This is a genomic window from Streptomyces sp. NPDC056169, from assembly GCF_042268445.1.
GTDB lineage: Bacteria > Actinomycetota > Actinomycetes > Streptomycetales > Streptomycetaceae > Streptomyces.
On the sequence record NZ_JBHJUO010000011.1, the window covers coordinates 1 to 18,130 of the forward strand.

The following is an 18,130-nucleotide window of genomic DNA, read 5'->3' on the forward strand; positions in this document are numbered from 1 at the left end:
CACAATCGCCCAGGCGAACCTGTGGGTGTAGATTGAGCGCTTCGCCGCGCGCGGGGACTTGCCCGTCCCGCGGCCCCGGCCGCGGGCGACACTGTCGCCCGCGGCCTTCGCCACCGACTGGCTGGGGGTGTCCACAGCCATCAGCCGGCCTGCCTTCCTTCTTCTTCCTGCGTCTTCGCTACTGCTGCGCCTGCGGCTTCGCCTGCGTCTTTCCCGCTACTTCCAGTCCTTCAGGAGCTTGCGGTAGGCGTCACCCGTCGCCTTGGCGCCCGCGTCCGGGGAGGTCTGGCCGGTGAGGACCTTGGTGTACTCGGTGACGAGCGGCGCGAAGAGGCTGCCGGTCTCCGGGATCCAGGGGCGCTCGACGGCCTTGTCGACGACCGGCTTGAAGAACGTGATCATCTCGTTGGTGGCGACGTCCGACTTGAGGTAGACGGACTGGCGGGTCGGGAGGAGGCTGAGCTCCTTCGCGACCGTGGCCTGCGTCTCGGCCGAGGTCATGTACTCGGCGAAGGCGTAGGAGGCGTCGAGGTTCTTGGAGCCCGCGTAGACGGCGAGGTTGTGACCGCCCTGCGGGGCGCCCTGACCGGCGGAGCCGGCCGGGACCGGGGCGATGCCCAGGTTGGCCTTGTCCTTGAACTCCTTGCCGGCGTAGGTGTCGGCGACGGCCCACGGGCCGTTGATCATCATGGCGACCTTGCCGTCCTTGAAGGCCGTCTGCATGTTGTTCCAGCCGTCGGTCGCGTCGGTCTTGGCCGCGCCCGAGTCGACGAGGTCCTTGACGACCTTGAAGCCCTTCACGCCGGCCTCGTTGTCGACGGTGACCGTCTTCTTCTCGGCGTCGACGAGGTTGCCGCCCTCGCCGTACAGGAAGGAGAGGAACCAGTACGCGTCGTCGCCGCGGAGGTACAGGCCGGTCTTGCCGGTCTTCTCCTTGATCTTGGCGGAGACGGTCTTGAGATCGGCGACGGTCTTGGGGACCTCGACGCCGGCGTCCTTGAAGATCTTCTTGTTGTAGAAGATGCCCATGGAGTCGATGACCTGCGGGACGCCGTAGGTCTTGCCGTTGTACTTGGTGGAGGCGGCGGCCTGCTCCAGGAAGTCGTCCGCGTCCTTCAGGGCCGTGGTGCCGTCCAGCGGGGCCAGGTAGCCGAGGTCCGCGAACTCGGGGGTCCAGGCGACCTCGGAGCGGATGACGTCGGGGGCGCCGGAGCCGGACTGGGCCGCGTTCTTGAACTTGTTCTGCGCCTCACCGAAGGGCACGTTCACATACTTGACGGTGACCTTGGGGTGCTTCTTCTTGAAGTCCTCGGCGACCTTCTTGAAGACCTTGTCCTCGGAGCCGACCGTGGACGTGTCCCACCAGGTCACGGTGCCGGAGAGCTCGCCGGAGCCCTTCGAGCCGCCGCCGTCCGAACCGCTGCCACTCCCGCACGCCGCCAGGGAAACGCCCAGGGCCGCGACCAGCGCGGTGGCCGCTATGCCACGCCGCATGTGAACTCCTTCAGTGATCCCGGGGAGACGAGGGGGTCGAACCTTCCTCATTGCGACCGCTCCCTCGCGGCGCTCCGGGTTGGCAGGAACGTAACAGGGATGAAAACGCGCCGAAAGACCTTGCGTGAAATTTCTGCAAGACCCGGGGATCGTTACATCCGCGTGTCCCGAAGGTTGCCGAAGGGTCGGTTGACAGGGGCCGGAGCAGCCCACTTCCGGACAGAACGCCCTCATGGCGGCGCACCGGCCTCCGGCGGTTCGCGCCGCAAGCCTTGCAAGACCTTGCGCAATCTCGCGACATCCGCCCCGAATCCACCCCGACGGGCGTTCGGTGGGCAATACGCGCTGTGACCGGTACAGTCCATCCTCATGACCGCGCGGCTTGCCGACATCGCAGCCCAGGCGGGGGTCAGTGAAGCCACAGTCAGCCGCGTGCTCAACGGCAAGCCCGGTGTGGCCACCGCCACCCGTGAATCCGTGCTTGCCGCACTCGACGTGCTCGGCTACGAGCGGCCCGTACGACTGCGTCAGCGCAGCGCCGGGCTCGTCGGCCTCATCACCCCCGAGCTGGACAACCCGATCTTCCCCGCGCTCGCGCAGGTCATCGGGCAGGCCCTGACCCGGCAGGGGTACACGCCGGTCCTCGCCACCCAGACCCCCGGCGGATCCACCGAGGACGAGCTCACCGACATGCTGGTGGAGCGGGGCGTCGCCGGCATCATCTTCGTCTCCGGGCTGCACGCCGACACCACCGCCGACATGACGCGCTACGACCAGCTGCGCGGCAAGGGCGTCCCGTACGTCCTCCTCAACGGCTTCTCCCCCAAGGTCCAGGCGCCCTTCGTGTCGCCAGACGACCGGGCGGCGATGCGGCTCGCGGTGACGCACCTGGCGGCGCTCGGCCACACCCGGATCGGGCTCGCGGTCGGCCCCAAGCGGTTCGTTCCGGTGCTGCGCAAGATCGAGGGCTTCCAGAAGGGCATGGAGGAGCGGCTCGGCCTCGGCCCCGAGGAGTCCGAGGAGTTGATCCAGCACTCCCTGTACACCCTGGAGGGCGGCCAGGCTGCGGCCGGTGCGCTGATCTCCCGCGGCTGCACGGCGGTCGTGTGCGCGAGCGACATGATGGCGCTCGGTGCGATCCGGGCGGCCCGGCAGCAGGGGCTCGACGTGCCCCGGGACGTCTCCGTCGTCGGCTTCGACGACTCTCCGCTCATAGCCTTCACGGATCCGCCGCTGACGACCATCCGCCAGCCCGTGCAGGCGATGGGCCAGGCCGCGGTCCGCGCGCTGCTCGAAGAGGTCGGGGGCACCCCGGCACCGCACTCCGAGTTCGTCTTCATGCCTGAGCTGGTCGTTCGCGGTTCGACGGCGTCGGCCCCGTCCTCCGGCTGAGGGTCTCCTGGGGGAGAACCCCTCCTTCTTGAGAGGGAGCGGGTGCGCTCGGAACCCGACCGGGGGATGATCGGTCGGAGGGACGGGATCTGGCAAACTCTCTGCCTATGGGTGAAACGACCGTGAAGAGTTTGGACGACCGGACGACCCCGTCGTCACCCATCGTGGCCGACGGCAGGTGGTCCCGCATGCGTGGGCGCGTACCGCGCCGACCCACGATCTGGTTCGAGATCGCGCTCATCGCGATCAGTTACTGGACGTACTCGCTGATCCGCAACGCGGTGCCGGAGCAGAAGACGCAGGCGCTCAAGAACGCGGACTGGATCTGGCGGACCGAGGATTCCCTCGGCCTCGCCTTCGAGCACGCCGTCAACCACGCCGTGAACTCGGTGACCTGGCTGATCGTGTCGATGAACTACTACTACGCGACGCTGCACTTCGTCGTGACCATCGGTGTGCTCGTGTGGCTGTACCGATGGCAGCCGGGCCGTTACGCGGCGTTCCGTACGGTCCTGTTCGCCACCACCGGTGTGGCACTGGTCGGTTACTACCTGTACCCGCTCGCGCCGCCGCGGCTCATGACCGGCCAGAACTTCATCGACACGGTCCTCGTCCACGAGACGTGGGGCTCGATGGCCTCGGGCAACCTCAAGCACGTGTCGAACCAGTACGCGGCGATGCCGTCGATGCACATCGGCTGGTCGCTGTGGTGCGGGCTGACGATCTTCCTGCTGGCCAAGGCGCCCTGGGCGAGGATCCTGGGCCTGCTCTACCCGACGGTGACGCTCGTCGTGATCGTCGCGACCGCCAACCACTTCTGGCTGGACGCGGTCGGCGGCATGATCTGCCTGGCCTTCGGCTTCCTCGTCTCGTACTTCTGGTACGGCTCCCGGCCGCACCGGCTCCCGAAGCTGGTGGAGCCGGCCGTCCCCGTCGCCCAGGGTGGTCCGCGCCCGCCGGAGAGCACGGAGGACGCGGACCAGGAGGCGGAGCGCCCGGTCGGTTCCCGGAGGTAGCGGGTCCCGCCGCTCAGTCCTGCCTGTACGCGATCCGGCCACCGGTGACGGTGAGCCGGATCGCTGTCTTTGCGACCTCGGCCGCCGGGGCCTCCACGGGGTCCGCGGCGAAGGCCGTGAGGTCGGCCCGGAAGCCCGGGGCGACCCGGCCGGCGACCGACTCCTCCCCCGCCGCGACCGCCGCGTGCGTCGTCATGCCCTCCAGGGCCATCAGACCGGTCAGCCCGTGCCGGGCCGAGGCCGCGCCGCGCGGGGCCCGGGCGGTGGCGAGGACCTGACGGGCGTCGTGGTGGGCGATGGGCCAGTCGGAGCCGAGGGCGAGGTGCGCCCCGGCCTCGCGCAGGTCGCGGCAGCGCCAGGCGCGGGCGGCCCGCTCCTCGCCGAGCCGCTTGGACCACTCGTCGGTGTGGTCGGCGCGGGTGTACGCGGTGTGCGGCGGCTGCATGGAGGCGACGACCCCGAGCGCGGCGAAGCGGCCGAGCTGGTCGTCGGGGACCGTCTCGATGTGCTCGACGCGGTGGCGGGGACCGCCCGTACCGAGGGCTTCCACGGTGTCGAGGACGTGCCGGACGGCGGCGTCCCCGATCGCGTGGGTGGCGGTGCCGACCCCGGCGCGGTGGAGGTGCGCCACGGCGGCGGAGTACGCGGCCGGGTCGGGCCAGAAGGCGGCGGTGCCCTGGCCGTGGCAGTCGGCGTGGTCCAGCCAGGCGGTGCCGCCCTCGACGGTGCCGTCCATGAAGAACTTCACGCCGCCGATCCGCCACAGCCGGCCGGCCCGCTCCTGGAGGCGTACGAAGCCGTCCAGCTCCTCCTCGGTGGCGCCCGGCATGCACCAGGGCGCGAGGCGCAGGCGCAGCGGCAGGTCGCCGTCCTCCTCCAGGGCGGCGAGGAGCCCGGGCACGTCGTGTCCGCCGAGGTCCATGACGTGGGCGCCGGTGAGGCCGGTGGCGGCCATGCCGGTGAGGAGCTCGACGAGCCGGTCGCGGCGCTCGGCGTACGGCTGGGCGGGCAGGACCGGGGTCAGCAGGTCCATGGCGGCGTGCTCGACGAGGTGCCCGGTGGGGCGGCCGTCGGCGCCGATGACGATCTCGGAGCGCTGGGTGAAGGCGCGCGGCCCGTCGATGCCCGCGGCCCTGAGGGCGGTCGCGCTGACGAGGGCGGAGTGTCCGTCGTAGAGGCGCAGGTGGGCGGGGGCGCCGTCGAGGACGTCCTCGATCAGGTCACGGTGGACGGGCCGGCCGCCGAAGGCGTTGTGGTCGAGGCCGAAGCCGAGGACCCAGCCGTCGCGGCGCTCGGCGGTCCTGAGGGCGGCGCGGAGTCCTTCGAGGTCGGTGACGCCCGAGAGGTCGGTGCCGGTGTACATCTCCAGTCCCCAGACGGGGTGGCTGTGGGCGTCGGTGAGGCCGGGCGTGAGGGTGGCGCCGGCCAGGTCGACGGTCTCGGTGCCGGGTCCGGCCCAGGAGCGGGCGTCGGCGGCGTCGCCGAGGGCGGTGATCAGTCCGCCATGGACGGCGACGGCGGTCGCGCCGGTGAGTTCGGGGTCGCGGACTCGGGCGTTGACGAGGACGAGGTCGGGTGCGGACACGAGGGGTCGGTCCCTTCGGTAGGGGGTTCGGTGGCGAAGTTCGCGTAGACCTCGGGGCGCGTGCGGCGGAGCCGGTACGCGAGGAGGAGCCCGAGGAGGAAGACGGCGGGGACGAGCGAGACGAGCACGGTGTTGACGGTCGTCGAGGCCGCGGTGAAGAGCTCGATGTTGGCGGCGACGAGCCCGATCGCCCCGGCGAGCAGGACGAAGGCGGTGACGGGGGCGACGACCGTGCGGAGGAGGCCCTCGCGGTGGTCGATCCGCCGGAAGAAGAAGGGCACGGCGAGCGCGGCGAGCAGCTGGAGGACCATCAGGCCGAGCATGCCGGGGGTGTTCACCCAGAGCAGGAGCTGTTGGTACGGGTCGGCCCCGGCGAGCGCGAAGGCGAGGACGACGACGGCGCCGAGCACGGTCTGCGCGGCCCCCGCGACGTACGGGGAGCGGTGGCGGGAGTGGATCCGGCCGAGGGTCTTCGGCAGCACGCCCTCCTCGGCGAGGGAGAGGGTGTAGCGGTTGATGGCGTTGTGGAAGGCGAGGAGGGACGCGAGGACGCTGGTGACGATGAGCACGTGCATCAGGTCGGCGGCCCAGGCTCCGACGTAGGTGGTGATCGCGGCGAAGAAGAGGCCGCCGGGGTCGTCGGCGGCGGCCTGGACGACCTTGTCCTCGCCGAAGGCCTGGATCACGGTCCAGACGACGAAGGCGTAGAAGAGGCCGAGGAAGGCGACCGCGAGGTAGGTGGCGCGGGGGATGGTGCGCTCCGGGTCCTTGGCCTCGCGCCGGTAGATGACGGTGGACTCGAAGCCGGTGAAGGCGGCGAAGGCGCAGGCCAGGACGGCGGCGGTGCCGCCGGTGAGGACGTGGGCGGGGGCGAGGCCGCCGAGGGAGAGGCCGTGGGCGCCGCCGGCGAGGAGGACGCCGCCGGCGAGGAGGACGAGGATGCCGGTCTCGGCGACGAGGAGGACGCCGAGGAGCTTGGCGCCGAAGTCGATCGAGCGGTAGCCGCCGTACCAGATCAGCAGGAGGCCGGCGAGGGAGACGGGCAGCCAGGGGACGTGGTGGCCGGTCAGGGCGGTGGCGGTGTCCGAGGTGGCGGAGCCGAGGAGCCCGTACACGCCGATCTCCATGCCGTTGTAGCCGAGCATGGCGACGAGGGCGGCGGCGATGCCGATCGGTCGGCCGAGGCCGCGGGTGATGTACGCGTAGAAGGCGCCGGCGCTGCGGACGTGGCGGCTCATGGTGGTGAAGCCGACGGCGAAGACGGTGAGGGTGAGGCCGGCCAGGAGGTAGCCGACGGGGGCGCCGATGCCGCCGAGCAGGATGGCGACAGGGGCGACGCCGGCCATGACGGTCAGCGGGGCGGCGGCGGAGACGACGAAGAAGGAGATGTCGGCGGTGCTGAGCGTGCCGGTTCTCAGCCCCGGTGGCTCGTCGGGGGTGCCCTTGGGCATGGGTGAGGACATGGGTGGGGAAGCCCTTCCACGGCAGGAAACCTATAGGCTTTCGGTTTTCGCAATGTAACCTCGGCTCCGACGATTCGGGAAGACCCGACGTGGACCCCAAGTGGACCTGAACAGGGAGTGACGATTCATGGGCCGGCCGCGCAGACCTCTCCTCGACCGGGAGCGGATCACCACCACGGCGCTCGAAATCGTCGACGAGCAGGGCGAGTTCAGCGTCCCGCAGATCGCGCGACGGCTCGGCGTGCAGACCGCGTCCGTCTACCACCACGTGGACGGCCGGGACGGGATCGTGGAACTGCTCCGCGAGCGGGTGGCCGCGGCGATCGACGGCGGGACGCTGGAGCTGACCCCCTGGGACGAGGGCATGGCCGCCTGGGCCCGCTCCTACCGCGCCGCCTTCGCCGCCCACCCGCGCGCGATCCCGCTGCTCATGACCTCACCGGTGCGCGCGCCCAAGGTCCTCGCCCAGTACGAGCAGGCCGTCGGCCTCCTCCTCGACGCCGGGTTCGCACTGCCGGACGTCATGCCGGTGATCATCGCCCTGGAGAACCTGGTCCTCGGCTCGGCACTCGACCTCGCCGCCCCGGAGGCGATGTGGGAGCTCGCCGACGAGACGGCGACCCCCCGACTGGCCCGCGCGCTCGGCGCGGTGCCCGAGGGGCGCGCGGACCAGGCCTTCGAGCTGGCGCTCACGGGGTACCTGGCCCACGTCCGGGAGGTCTACGCCCCGTAGGGACCGGGGGGCGGGGACGGCAGGGGATCGCCGACCACCGCGACGCCGCGACGCACATGCTCGCGCATGTCGGCGGCCCTATCCTGAGGGTGTACGGCCCTCGGGGTCCCGGCCGCTCCGACTCCCCCGACACGGTCCACCGCCCGCGGTGGTCCCGTGACAGGAGGCAGAGAATGCGCTTCCACCGCAGATGGGCCGCCGCCCTCGCCGCCACCGCCCTCCTGACCGTCGGCGCGTCCACCACGACCGCCGCACCCGCCGCACCCGCCGCGCCCGGTCCCGGAGGGCTCGTCGTGAGCTACCAACCCGCCCAGACCGAGGCGGGCCTGACCGAGCAGCAGTTCCTCCAGGAGAACGAGGTCCTGGAGAGCGCCGCCGCCCACGCGAACGCCCAGATCGGCCTGCCCCGGGACATCCCCCTGGTGGCGGTGAGCTGCGACCCTCCCAACGCCTACTGGGATCCGGAGTCCCAGGCCATCCTCTTCTGCTACGAGTACGCCGCGCTGTTCCGCGGGATCTTCTCGGAGCGCAACACCGAGGGCACTCCCGCCGAGCAGGCCCGGGCCACCGACGAGGACGTCATCGGCGTCTCCAACAGCACGGTCTTCCATGAGCTCGCGCACGCCCTCATCGATGTCTACGACCTTCCCGCCACGGGCCGGGAGGAGGACTCGGCCGACCAGCTCGCCACGCTGCTGCTCTCCGAGGACTCGCTCCACCAGGGGTACGCGATCAGCGACATCGAGGCGTGGGGCGCCCTCGCCGAACTCTCCGAGCAGGGCGACCTCAGCGACAAGGTCGCCGACGATCACGCCCTGGACTCACAGCGCTACTACAACGCCATCTGCTGGCTGTACGGCTCCGACCCGAAGACCTACGAGTTCGTGGTCCGCACCGAGGCCAACCCCGAAGGCTTCCTGCCGGAGTCCCGCGCCGTCCGCTGCCCCGGCGAGTACACACAGATGCAGGAGGCGTGGAGCACCCTGCTCGCCCCGTACCTGAAGTGAGGGGTCCTACGCCCCGTAGAACAGCTCCTCGACGACGGCCCTCGCGCGGCGGGTGACGCGGCGGTAGTCGTCGACCAGTTCCCCGACATGGCCGGGGACGTACCCCAAGTACCGTCCGACCGCCGCCAGTTCGCGCGGCTCCGAGGGGAAGGTGTCGCCGGGGCGGCCGCGGACCAGCATCACCGCGTTGCGGACGCGGGTCGCGAGGACCCAGGCCTCGTCGAGGGTCTGCGCCTCCTCCGTCCCGATCAGGCCCGCCGCGTGCGCGGCGGAGAGGGCCTCGCGGGTACGGGTCGTCCGCAGCCCCGGTTCCGCCCAGCCGTGCCGCATCTGGAGCAGCTGGACCGTCCACTCGACGTCGCTCAGGCCGCCGCGCCCCAGCTTGGCGTGGAGCGTCGGGTCGGCGCCGCGCGGCAGCCGCTCGGACTCCATCCGGGCCTTGAGGCGGCGGATCTCGCGGGCCGCGTCCTCGCCGAGGCCCTCGGCGGGATAGCGCAGCGGGTCGACGAGCTCGATGAACCGGTCCGCCAGCTCCCGGTCGCCCGCCATGGGTTCGGCGCGCAGCAGGGCCTGGCTCTCCCAGACGAGCGACCAGCGGCGGTAGTAGGCCTCGTACGACTTCAGGGTGCGGACCAGCGGGCCGCTCTTGCCCTCCGGCCTGAGGTCCGCGTCGATCAGCAACGGCGGGTCGGCGGTGGGGAGCTGGAGCAGTCGCCGCATCTCCGAGACCACCTTGTTCGCGGCCCGCGTCGCCTCCTGCTCGTCGACGCCCTCGCGCGGCTCGTGCACGAACAGCACGTCGGCGTCGGAGCCGTATCCCAGTTCGTGTCCGCCGAAGCGGCCCATGCCGATGACGGCGAACCGGGTCGGGAGCGTCTCGCCCCACTCGGCGCGCACGGCGGCCCGCAGGGCGCCCGCGATCGTCGCCGCGTTGAGGTCGGTGACGGCCTCCCCCACCCGGTCGACGAGCGCGCCGGGGTCGGACTCCCGAGGGTTGTCCTCGGTGCCGTACGAGCCGATGAGGTCGGCCGCGGTGGTACGGAACAGCTCCCTGCGGCGCACCCCGCGGGCCGCCGCGACCGCCTGCTCGGCGTCGTCCGCGCGGCCCACCGCCGCCAGGACCTCCTGCTCCAGGTGGTCCCGGCCGCGCGGCTTCAGGCCCTCCGGGTCGCCGAGGATCGCGACCGCCTCGGGGGCGCGGAGCAGCAGGTCGGGGGCGAGGCGCCCGGCGGACAGCACCCGGGCGAGGTTCTCGGCGGCGGCGCCCTCGTCCCGGAGGAGCCGGAGGTACCAGGGGGTCTTGCCGAGGGCGTCGGAGACCTTGCGGAAGCCGAGGAGGCCGGCGTCCGGGTCGGCCGAGTCGGCGAACCAGCCGAGCAGCACCGGGAGCAGCGTCCGCTGGATCGCGGCCTTGCGGCTCACCCCGGCGGAGAGCGCCTCCAGGTGGCGCAGGGCGGCTACCGGGTCCCGGTAGCCGAGGGCTTCGAGGCGCTGCCCGGCCGCCTTCGGGCTGAGCCGGATCTCGCCGGGGGCGAGCTGGGCGACGGCGTCGAGCAGCGGCCGGTAGAAGAGCTTCTCGTGCAGCCTGCGGACGACGGCGGCGTGCCGCTTCCACTCCTTGTTGAGCGCGGTGACCGGGTCGGTGCGCAGGCCGAGGGAGCGGCCGAGGCGGCGCAGGTCGGCCTCGTCCTCGGGGACGAGGTGGGTGCGGCGCAGGCGGTAGAGCTGGATGCGGTGCTCCATGGCCCGCAGGAAGCGGTACGCCTCGTCGAGCTGGGCCGCGTCGGCGCGGCCGACGTAGCCGCCGGCGGCGAGCGCGGCGAGCGCGTCCAGGGTCGTGCCGCTGTGCAGGCCGGCGTCGCTGCGGCCGTGCACGAGCTGGAGGAGCTGGACGGCGAACTCGACGTCCCGCAGACCGCCGGGGCCCAGCTTGAGCTCGCGCTCGACCTGGGCGACGGGGATGTTGTCGACGACCCGGCGGCGCATCTTCTGCACGTCGGGGACGAAGTTCTCGCGCTCGGCGGCCTGCCAGACGAGCGGGGAGACGGCGTCGATGTACTGGGCGCCGAGCTCCGGGTCGCCCGCCACCGCGCGCGCCTTGAGCAGCGCCTGGAACTCCCAGGTCTTCGCCCAGCGCTGGTAGTAGGCGAGGTGGGAGGAGAGGGTGCGGACGAGGGGGCCGTTGCGGCCCTCGGGGCGGAGGTTGGCGTCGACCGGCCAGATCGTGCCCTCGATGTTGGTCTCGGAGCAGATCCGCATGAGGTGCGAGGCGAGCCGGGTCGCCGCCTGGAGCGCCTTCCCCTCGTCGGCGCCCTCCATCGGCTCGCCGACGAAGATCACGTCCACGTCGGAGACGTAGTTGAGCTCGTGGCCGCCGCACTTGCCCATCGCGATCACGGCAAGGCGGCACTGGGCGGCGTCGGCGGGCGCGGCGGTACGGGCGATGGCGAGCGCGGCGCGCAGGGTCGCCGTCGCCAGGTCGGCGAGCTCGGCGGCCGCCTGCGCGACGTCCGTCGTGCCGCACACGTCTCGGGCCGCTATGGCGAGCAGGCAGCGGCGGTAGGAGACGCGCAGCGAGACGGCGTCGGTGGCGTCGGCGAGCCCCTGCTCGAACTCGGCGACCCCCGGGTGCAGGTCGGCCGCCTCGTACGTGACGAGGGTCTCCCAGTCGCGGGGGTGGCGGGCCAGGTGGTCGGCGAGGGCCTCGGAGGCGCCGAGCACCCCGAGGAGCCGGTCCCGGAAGGGCTTGGCGGAGAGCAGGGTGGAGGTGAGGGTCTGCCGCTCGGTCTCGGGCTGGGCCTCGACGAGCCGGACCAGACCGCGCAGGGCGAGGTCCGGATCGGCGGTGGCGCCGAGGGCGTCGAGGAGGACGGCGTCGCCGCGGAGGGCGGACAGTTCGGGCACGTCGAGGAGCCGTTCGGCCCCCGAGGGATCGGTGAACCCGTGCCGCAGCAGACGTGAGAACGTACTGCTCCTGCGCCCCGGCACCGTCATCCGACCGCTCCCTCCACGCACGCCCGTCCCGGTTCTCCCACAAGGTCGGGCCCGGGAGATCGAGCCTATCCGGAGTGGGGGGCGCGGGCGCCCAGGCCTTCGGATCGAAGCGGATCACACGTGACATCTCGCACATCGATCGCTTTTCGGACCCAATGAACCGTATTTCTTGAAAGTCCGTCTTGTTGTGCGTGCACCACCCCCGCACGCCCGACCGACCGATGTCCCGTCCTTCTCTTCCCTGTGAAAGCGCGCCCTCACCGATGCCCGTCCGCCTCCCCCGCCGTCCCGCCGCCGCCTCCCGTCGCGGGGTCCCCCGCCGCAGAGTCGTCACGACGGCCGTGACGGCCGTCCTGGTGGGCGGCACCTTCGCCGGTCTGCTGTCGGTGACGACGGCGCCGGACTCCTCGGCGGCCGCGGTTCCCCTTCCCCCGCGGACACCCGCGGGAGGGGAGATACGCCCGGTCGAGGCGCCCGGGAAGGCACGCCCGGCCGAGGCGCCGACCGCCGCGTCCGACGGCGCGTCCGTGGTGCAGATCGTGGCGCACCCCGACGACGACCTGTTCTTCATGAACCCGGACACCTCCCAGTCCATCCGCTCCGGCAGCCCCCTGACCTCCGTCTACCTCACCTCCGGCGAGTCGGACGGCGTCAACGCCCGCCCGCGCGACGCCGCCGGCACCGAGCCCGACAAGGCGGGATACGCCGAGGCCCGGCAGAACGGCATCCGCGCCGCGTACGCCGAGATGGCCACCGGCAGCCGCATCAGCCCCTGGGACCGGGTCGCGATCCCCACGGCCGGCGGCGCGACCGCCGAGCTGGACACCCTGCGGGCGAAGCCGCACGTGAAGCTGGTCTGGCTGCAGATGCGCGAGGCCGGGGCGACCAACGGCGACCGCCCCGAGAGCCTGAACGGCCTGTGGCACGGCCGGATCTCCGCGCTCGCCTCCCAGCGCGCCTCCGGCACCCCGGTCGCGGCGGACTTCACGTACACCAAGGAGCAGGTCGTCGCGACGGTGACCGGGGTCCTGGAGCGCTTCCGGCCGACCTTCGTCCGGATGCAGGACCCGACCTCCGGCAAGGTCCCCGGCACGGACCGCTACCAGGACCACCAGGACCACCTGTACGGGGCGCGGTTCGTCCAGGCCGCGCTCGCCCGGTACGCGGACCTCCCCGGGCACCCGCACCTCGGCGTCCAGAACTACCTCGGCTACCCGACCAGCGTCCTCCCGCACACGCTCGACCCCGAGACGGCGGACGCGAAGCTGAAGACCCTGAAGACGTACGCGTGGATGGACGGGGTCAACGACTGCGGGACCGTCTCGGGCTGCGGCGACCTGAAGGTGGCCGCGCGGCCCGCGGGCCGGGGCTGGACGCACACCATCCGGTACGCCCGGGGCACCTCCACCTCCTGGGTGCAGCGCGACCGGGACGGCGGGCTGCACGCCTTCTCCGTCCTCGACGGGCGACTCGCGACCTGGCGGAAGGCGGCGGGCGCGAGTGCCTGGCAGGGGCCGGTGCTGCTGCCCGGCGGCGGCCTGGACAGCGGCGTCACCTCCACCCTGCTGTCCGACGGCCGCCTGGCCGTCTTCGGCACCCGGACGACGCTCGGCACCGGACCGGCGGACTACCGGCGCGAGGTGGTGACGGCCGAGCAGACGACGAGGGGCGGCGCGTTCGGCCCGTGGCGCTCGCTCGGCACGCCCGAGCTGGACGACGTCAGCGGCACCTCCGACATCAGCGCGCCGGCCGTGACCGTGGGCCTTGACGGCCGGGTGACCCTGGTCCTGCGGGACAGCGGTCACCGGCTCGCGGCGCGCGAGCAGGGCGCGGACGGCCGCTGGGGCCCGTGGCGGACGCTCGGCGGGGCCGACGTGCACGGCGACCCGGTGGCGGCGACCGACTCGGCGGGCCGCGGGTACGTCTTCGCGAGCACCCCGAACACCGTCCTGGCGTGGGCGGCGCAGCGCCCCGGCGGCCCGCTGACGGGTCCGGTCCGGACGGGCCTGCCGGCGACGACGCTGGCGCTGAGCGCGAGCCCGATGCCGGGCGGCGAGGGCGTACGGCTCTGGTTCCGCAAGCCGTCCTCCAACGACCTGCGGTCCGCCGACTTCTCGGGTGCCGGCCTGGTCTCCCCCATGCGGGAGCTGGTGGGCGGCGTCGCGGGCTTCGGCCCGGTGAGCGGGGCGGTGGGCGGCTCCACCGGCGGCTCGGTGGGCGGGTCCCGGGGCAGCGCCTCGGTGAGCGGCGAGGGCATGCTCGCGGTCCGCTCCCGTACGGGCGTCCTGGCGACGGCCCCGCTGGGGCGGGGCGCGACCCGGCCGACGTGGACGCTGGAGCGGTTCCTGTTCTCCGGGGCGCCCGACGCGGGGACGGACGGAGTCGCGGCGATCGGCCTGAACGGCAGGCTGCACTGGACGCCCGCGGGCCACTGAGTTCGGGCGGGTGTGTGGGCCGACCGAGGGATCCCCACGGGCGTACGGGCCGGCGACCGATGAGTTCGGGCGGGCGGACCGGTCTCCTTTTCGTGGCCCCTTCCCGGGCGCAGCGACTTCCCGGGAGCCGCGAACGAAAGGACGGCCGGTCATGGACCCGCGTACTTCCCTCGACCCCCGCTACAGCGATCCCCGGGCGGCCCCGCTGCCCTGGTCCGACGCGGCCGCCCGGCTCGCGGCGGCCGAGGTCTTCTGGCTGACGACCGTCCGCCCGGAGGGCCGCCCCCATGTCACCCCGCTCATCGCGGTCTGGTCGGCGGGGGCCCTGCACTTCTGCACCGGGCCGGACGAGCGGAAGGCCCGCAATCTCGCCGAGAACGCGTCGGTGGTCCTCACCACCGGCTCCGGCGCGCTCGACGAGGGCCTCGACCTGGTGGTCGAGGGCGAGGCGGCCCGGGTGACGGACGAGGACCGGCTGCGGCCCCTGGCGGCGGCGTACGTGGAGAAGTACGGCCCGGATTGGCGGTTCGGCGTGCGGGACGGGGCGTTCGTGGGCGACGGTGGTACGGCCCTGGTGTTCGCGGTCGCGCCTCGTACGGTCTTCGGCTTCGCCAAGGGCGAGCCGTTCGGCCAGACCCGCTGGCGTTTCCGAGGAGCAGAGGAGCAGACGTGAACTGGACCCTGGAGGTCGTCCCGGTCCCCGTGACCGACATGGACCGGGCCAAGAAGTTCTACGGCGACAAGTGCGGCTTCACGATCGACCTGGACGACGAGGTGGCGCCGGGCATGCGGATCGTCCAGGCGACGCCGCCGGGCTCGCGATGTTCGATCGCGATGCTGAGCGGCATGCCGACGATGCCGGGTACCAAGGAGATGGCCCCCGGCAGCCTGCACGGCCTCCAGCTCTGCGTCACGGACATCGAGGCGGCGCGGGCGGAGCTGGTCGAGCGGGGCGTCGACGTCTCGCCCGTGATGCACGTCGGCGAGAAGGGCTGGGAGGACGGGAAGGGCGACACCTGGAACTCGTTCATGACCTTCGAGGATCCGGACGGCAACGGCTGGGTGGTCCAGGAGGCCCCGTCGGAGCTGTCGGAGCGCTGAGGGCGGTCACGGCCTCCGGGGTCCAGTGCCCGGCCGCGCCGGGGCAGCCGGCGAGATAGGCGGCGGTGTCGGCGGGGCTCCAGGCCCCGGCCAGGTTCAGCCCGGCCGCCAGCTGCCGCAGGTACGCGGCGGAGGGCGGCCGCAGCTCGCCGGAGTCCGCCGGCACCGGCATCGGCCACGGCGCGGTGAAGGTGAGGACGGGCAGGCCGTCGAGGAGGCCGGGAGAGACGAGGGTCTCGTACCGGCCCGGCCCGAACGACCGGCGCCCGGTGGCGAGCACCTCGGCGAGATCGAGGTCGGTCCCGGGCGGCCGGTCCATCTCCTGCGCGGCGATGTCGGAGAACTGTCCGACGGTGAGCAGGTGGGCGACGCCGCGGGCGGTGCCGTCCGCCGACGGGTCGTAGAAGGCCCGGCCGCCTCCCCACACGGGCGACTCGGTCGCGAAGTAGACGCGCCCGGGCATCAGGAGCGCCACCGACCGCTCCGGCGGGCTCGGGTCCCGGCACCCCGGAAACGTCCGCGCGGCTCCGGGCGGACGGCCGCCGGCGAGGTAGTACCCGAGGCGCTCGGCATGCGTGTTGGAGCCGTAGGCGGCGTACCAGACGCGGGAACGGGATGATTCCGGCATACGGCCAGACGGTAGCGGCTGGAGCCGGTCTGGAACCCCACGGAGAGCCGGTCTAGAAGCCCAGGTAGAAGTGGACGAGCTTCTCGTCCGCGGCGACGCGTGCCATCCCGGCCGCCTCCATCACCCGGTGGGAGGGCGGGTTGTCGACGTCGGCGTCGCCCTTGACCCCCTCGGCGCCGGCCTGCCGGGCGAGCTCCAGGACCGCCCGCAGGGCCTCGGAGGCGTACCCGTTCCCGCGTACCCCGGGCGTGAGCCCGTACCCGATGGTGGCGACCCCCAGCTCGTCCGGCGGCCCGTGGAACCCGATGCCACCGACGGCGACACCGCTGTCCCGGAGCCGTATCTCGTAGAGCCGGAACGCCCCCGGGTCCCCCCGCTCGGCGACTCCGCGCAGGAACCCGGTGTTCGCACGGACGTCCCCGGCCCCGGGATACCCGTCGCCCCACAGGTCCTGGTCCCCGGGCTCCCCAGCGAGGATGCGCTCGGCCTCGGCCACGCTCAACGGGTGCAAAAGAAGCCGCTCGGTGGCGACAGCACTGATCTTCACCGGGGCAGTGTGAGCCGCTCCCCGTCCGCCGGGCAACGCATTTCCTCCGGCAACGGCCGGGCCGGTGGCTGCCCGCCACCGGCCCGGATCGTCAAGTCCCCTACAGGACCGGCAGGTTCTTCCGCAGCTCGAAGGCGGTGACCTCGCTCCGGTACTCCTCCCACTCCTGCTTCTTGTTGCGCAGGAAGAAGTCGAAGACGTGCTCGCCGAGGGTCTCCGCGACCAGTTCGCTCTTCTCCATGAGGGCGATCGCCTCGCCCAGGTTCTGCGGGAGCGGCTCGATGCCCATCGCGCGGCGTTCCGCGTCGGAGAGGGCCCAGACGTCGTCGTCGGCGCCGGCCGGGAGTTCGTAGCCCTCTTCGATGCCCTTGAGGCCGGCCGCGAGGAGGACCGCGTACGTCAGGTAGGGGTTGGCGCCCGAGTCGATGGAGCGGACCTCGACGCGGGACGAGCCCGTCTTGCCCGGCTTGTACATGGGGACGCGGATGAGGGCCGAGCGGTTGTTGTGGCCCCAGCAGATGTACGAGGGGGCCTCGCCGCCCGAGCCGGCCGTGCGGGAGGAGCCGCCCCAGATGCGCTTGTACGAGTTGACCCACTGGTTGGTGACGGCGGAGATCTCGCCCGCGTGCTTCAGGAGGCCCGCGATGAAGGAGCGGCCCACCTTGGAGAGCTGGTACTCGGCGCCCGACTCGTAGAAGGCGTTCCGGTCACCCTCGAAGAGCGACAGGTGGGTGTGCATGCCCGAGCCGGGGTAGTCGGAGAAAGGCTTCGGCATGAAGGTGGCCTGGACGCCCTGTTCGAGCGCGACCTGCTTCATGACCAGGCGGAACGTCATGATGTTGTCCGCGGTGGAGAGGGCGTCCGCGTAGCGGAGGTCGATCTCCTGCTGGCCCGGCGCGCCCTCGTGGTGGGAGAACTCCACCGAGATGCCCATCGATTCGAGCATCGTGATCGCCTGACGGCGGAAGTCCATGCCGACGTTCTGCGGAGTGTGGTCGAAGTAGCCCGAGTTGTCGGCCGGGGTGGGCCGCGTGCCGTCGAGCGGCTTGTCCTTCAGGAGGAAGAACTCGATCTCGGGGTGGGTGTAGAAGGTGAAGCCGAGGTCGGAGGTCTTGGCCAGGGCCCGCTTGAGGACGTACCGCGGGTCCGCGAAGGACGGCGAGCCGTCCGGCATCAGGATGTCGCAGAACATCCGGGCCGTGCCCGGGGCCTCGGCGCGCCACGGCAGGATCTGGAAGGTTCCCGGATCCGGCTTGGCGATCATGTCCGATTCGTATACGCGGGCGAAACCCTCGATCGCCGAGCCGTCGAAGCCGATGCCCTCGTCGAAGGCCTGCTCAAGCTCGGCGGGCGCCACGGCCACCGACTTGAGGAAGCCCAGCACATCGGTGAACCACAGGCGCACGAAGCGGATGTCGCGCTCCTCGAGCGTACGGAGCACGAATTCCTGCTGCTTGTCCATTTCCACACCCATCCTCGCTGGTCAGGCCGCCTGCTCCCACCGCCTCCGATGCATCGGGGGGCACCTGAGCATCCCACCACATGGTTTCGCGCACGTTGCACACCCATAGTGCCTGCTCGGGTGTGACGCAGGTAACGGGAGGAGGCGGATTCGGGGGTGTCGTGATCGTTCGCCGGTACCGAGTGGTACCCCGTTCGGCCCACGGAGGGCTCGCGCCCACTACGATCTGCGCCCATGGGGGCCACGCGGCTCGTACGCCTGTTCCGACACGCG

14 protein-coding genes are annotated in these 18,130 nt (G+C 72.2%); 7 read left to right on the forward strand and 7 right to left on the reverse strand.

Annotation, left to right across the window (positions count from 1 at the left end):
• Positions 1–216 precede the first annotated feature (216 nt).
• On the reverse strand, positions 217–1,494 hold the full coding sequence (locus tag ACFC0G_RS18885; RefSeq protein WP_376404552.1) for an extracellular solute-binding protein: 1,278 nt from the start codon (positions 1,492–1,494) through the stop codon (positions 217–219).
• Positions 1,495–1,863: 369 nt separating this feature from the next.
• Here ACFC0G_RS18885 and ACFC0G_RS18890 point away from each other — a divergent pair, with 369 nt between their 5' ends.
• Together ACFC0G_RS18890 and ACFC0G_RS18895 are read left to right on the forward strand one after the other, a co-directional pair.
• Entirely contained in the window at positions 1,864–2,886 is a 1,023-nt protein-coding gene (locus ACFC0G_RS18890; protein WP_037643490.1) for a LacI family DNA-binding transcriptional regulator, read from the forward strand.
• A gap of 107 nt (positions 2,887–2,993) precedes the next feature.
• Complete coding sequence (locus ACFC0G_RS18895; protein WP_376404555.1) at positions 2,994–3,902, forward strand: phosphatase PAP2 family protein; 909 nt, start codon at positions 2,994–2,996, stop codon at positions 3,900–3,902.
• Positions 3,903–3,915: 13 nt separating this feature from the next.
• Here ACFC0G_RS18895 and ACFC0G_RS18900 read toward each other — a convergent pair whose 3' ends face one another.
• A complete protein-coding gene (locus tag ACFC0G_RS18900; protein ID WP_376404557.1) occupies positions 3,916–5,487 on the reverse strand; it encodes an amidohydrolase in 1,572 nt (523 codons plus the stop codon).
• Positions 5,397–6,950, reverse strand: a complete 1,554-nt coding sequence (locus tag ACFC0G_RS18905; protein ID WP_376404559.1) for an APC family permease — start codon at positions 6,948–6,950, stop codon at positions 5,397–5,399. Before ACFC0G_RS18905 ends, ACFC0G_RS18900 begins: the two co-directional genes overlap by 91 nt.
• Positions 6,951–7,077: 127 nt before the next feature.
• On the opposite strand from ACFC0G_RS18905, the gene ACFC0G_RS18910 reads away from it, so the two are divergent.
• Positions 7,078–7,683 (forward strand): TetR/AcrR family transcriptional regulator, encoded by a 606-nt coding sequence (locus tag ACFC0G_RS18910; RefSeq protein WP_376404561.1) that lies wholly within the window; start codon positions 7,078–7,080, stop codon positions 7,681–7,683.
• A 173-nt stretch (positions 7,684–7,856) separates the two neighbouring features.
• A complete protein-coding gene (locus ACFC0G_RS18915; RefSeq protein WP_376404563.1) occupies positions 7,857–8,690 on the forward strand; it encodes a DUF4344 domain-containing metallopeptidase in 834 nt (277 codons plus the stop codon).
• Positions 8,691–8,696: 6 nt separating this feature from the next.
• On the opposite strand, the gene ACFC0G_RS18920 is transcribed toward ACFC0G_RS18915, so the two are convergent.
• Positions 8,697–11,684 (reverse strand): bifunctional [glutamine synthetase] adenylyltransferase/[glutamine synthetase]-adenylyl-L-tyrosine phosphorylase, encoded by a 2,988-nt coding sequence (locus ACFC0G_RS18920; RefSeq protein ID WP_376404565.1) that lies wholly within the window; start codon positions 11,682–11,684, stop codon positions 8,697–8,699.
• Positions 11,685–11,947: 263 nt separating this feature from the next.
• On the opposite strand from ACFC0G_RS18920, the gene ACFC0G_RS18925 reads away from it, so the two are divergent.
• The 3 genes from ACFC0G_RS18925 (at position 11,948) to ACFC0G_RS18935 (ending at position 15,220) form a co-directional block, all read left to right on the forward strand.
• The gene (locus ACFC0G_RS18925; RefSeq protein ID WP_376404567.1) at positions 11,948–14,119 is read left to right on the forward strand and encodes a PIG-L family deacetylase; all 2,172 of its coding nucleotides are present in this window, start codon (positions 11,948–11,950) and stop codon (positions 14,117–14,119) included.
• 151 nt (positions 14,120–14,270) lie between these two features.
• Positions 14,271–14,792, forward strand: coding sequence for a pyridoxamine 5'-phosphate oxidase family protein (locus ACFC0G_RS18930; protein ID WP_376404568.1), 522 nt, complete (start codon positions 14,271–14,273; stop codon positions 14,790–14,792).
• On the forward strand, positions 14,789–15,220 hold the full coding sequence (locus tag ACFC0G_RS18935) for a VOC family protein (protein ID WP_376404570.1): 432 nt from the start codon (positions 14,789–14,791) through the stop codon (positions 15,218–15,220). Before ACFC0G_RS18930 ends, ACFC0G_RS18935 begins: the two co-directional genes overlap by 4 nt.
• On the opposite strand, the gene ACFC0G_RS18940 is transcribed toward ACFC0G_RS18935, so the two are convergent.
• The 3 genes from ACFC0G_RS18940 to ACFC0G_RS18950 all read right to left on the reverse strand — a co-directional run bounded on the left by ACFC0G_RS18940 (position 15,147) and on the right by ACFC0G_RS18950 (position 17,857).
• Positions 15,147–15,848, reverse strand: coding sequence for a histone deacetylase (locus tag ACFC0G_RS18940; RefSeq protein ID WP_376404572.1), 702 nt, complete (start codon positions 15,846–15,848; stop codon positions 15,147–15,149). The genes ACFC0G_RS18935 and ACFC0G_RS18940 overlap by 74 nt on opposite strands.
• 52 nt (positions 15,849–15,900) lie before the next feature.
• A complete protein-coding gene (locus ACFC0G_RS18945) occupies positions 15,901–16,395 on the reverse strand; it encodes a GNAT family N-acetyltransferase (protein ID WP_376404574.1) in 495 nt (164 codons plus the stop codon).
• Between the two features lie 100 nt (positions 16,396–16,495).
• Entirely contained in the window at positions 16,496–17,857 is a 1,362-nt protein-coding gene (locus ACFC0G_RS18950) for a glutamine synthetase family protein (RefSeq protein ID WP_015033133.1), read from the reverse strand.
• Positions 17,858–18,130: the final 273 nt, after the last annotated feature.

What these genes read in the sequence shown, in the direction of transcription:
- ACFC0G_RS18905 (WP_376404559.1), bottom strand. Translation starts at nt 6,950, where the DNA reads ATGTCCTCACCCATGCCCAAGGGCACCCCCGACGAGCCACCGGGGCTG.
- ACFC0G_RS18920 (WP_376404565.1), bottom strand. Translation starts at nt 11,684, where the DNA reads ATGACGGTGCCGGGGCGCAGGAGCAGTACGTTCTCACGTCTGCTGCGG.
- ACFC0G_RS18925 (WP_376404567.1), top strand. Translation starts at nt 11,948, where the DNA reads ATGCCCGTCCGCCTCCCCCGCCGTCCCGCCGCCGCCTCCCGTCGCGGG.
- ACFC0G_RS18895 (WP_376404555.1), top strand. Translation starts at nt 2,994, where the DNA reads ATGGGTGAAACGACCGTGAAGAGTTTGGACGACCGGACGACCCCGTCG.
- ACFC0G_RS18885 (WP_376404552.1), bottom strand. Translation starts at nt 1,494, where the DNA reads ATGCGGCGTGGCATAGCGGCCACCGCGCTGGTCGCGGCCCTGGGCGTT.
- ACFC0G_RS18940 (WP_376404572.1), bottom strand. Translation starts at nt 15,848, where the DNA reads ATGCCGGAATCATCCCGTTCCCGCGTCTGGTACGCCGCCTACGGCTCC.
- ACFC0G_RS18910 (WP_376404561.1), top strand. Translation starts at nt 7,078, where the DNA reads ATGGGCCGGCCGCGCAGACCTCTCCTCGACCGGGAGCGGATCACCACC.
- ACFC0G_RS18890 (WP_037643490.1), top strand. Translation starts at nt 1,864, where the DNA reads ATGACCGCGCGGCTTGCCGACATCGCAGCCCAGGCGGGGGTCAGTGAA.
- ACFC0G_RS18930 (WP_376404568.1), top strand. Translation starts at nt 14,271, where the DNA reads ATGGACCCGCGTACTTCCCTCGACCCCCGCTACAGCGATCCCCGGGCG.
- ACFC0G_RS18915 (WP_376404563.1), top strand. Translation starts at nt 7,857, where the DNA reads ATGCGCTTCCACCGCAGATGGGCCGCCGCCCTCGCCGCCACCGCCCTC.
- ACFC0G_RS18950 (WP_015033133.1), bottom strand. Translation starts at nt 17,857, where the DNA reads ATGGACAAGCAGCAGGAATTCGTGCTCCGTACGCTCGAGGAGCGCGAC.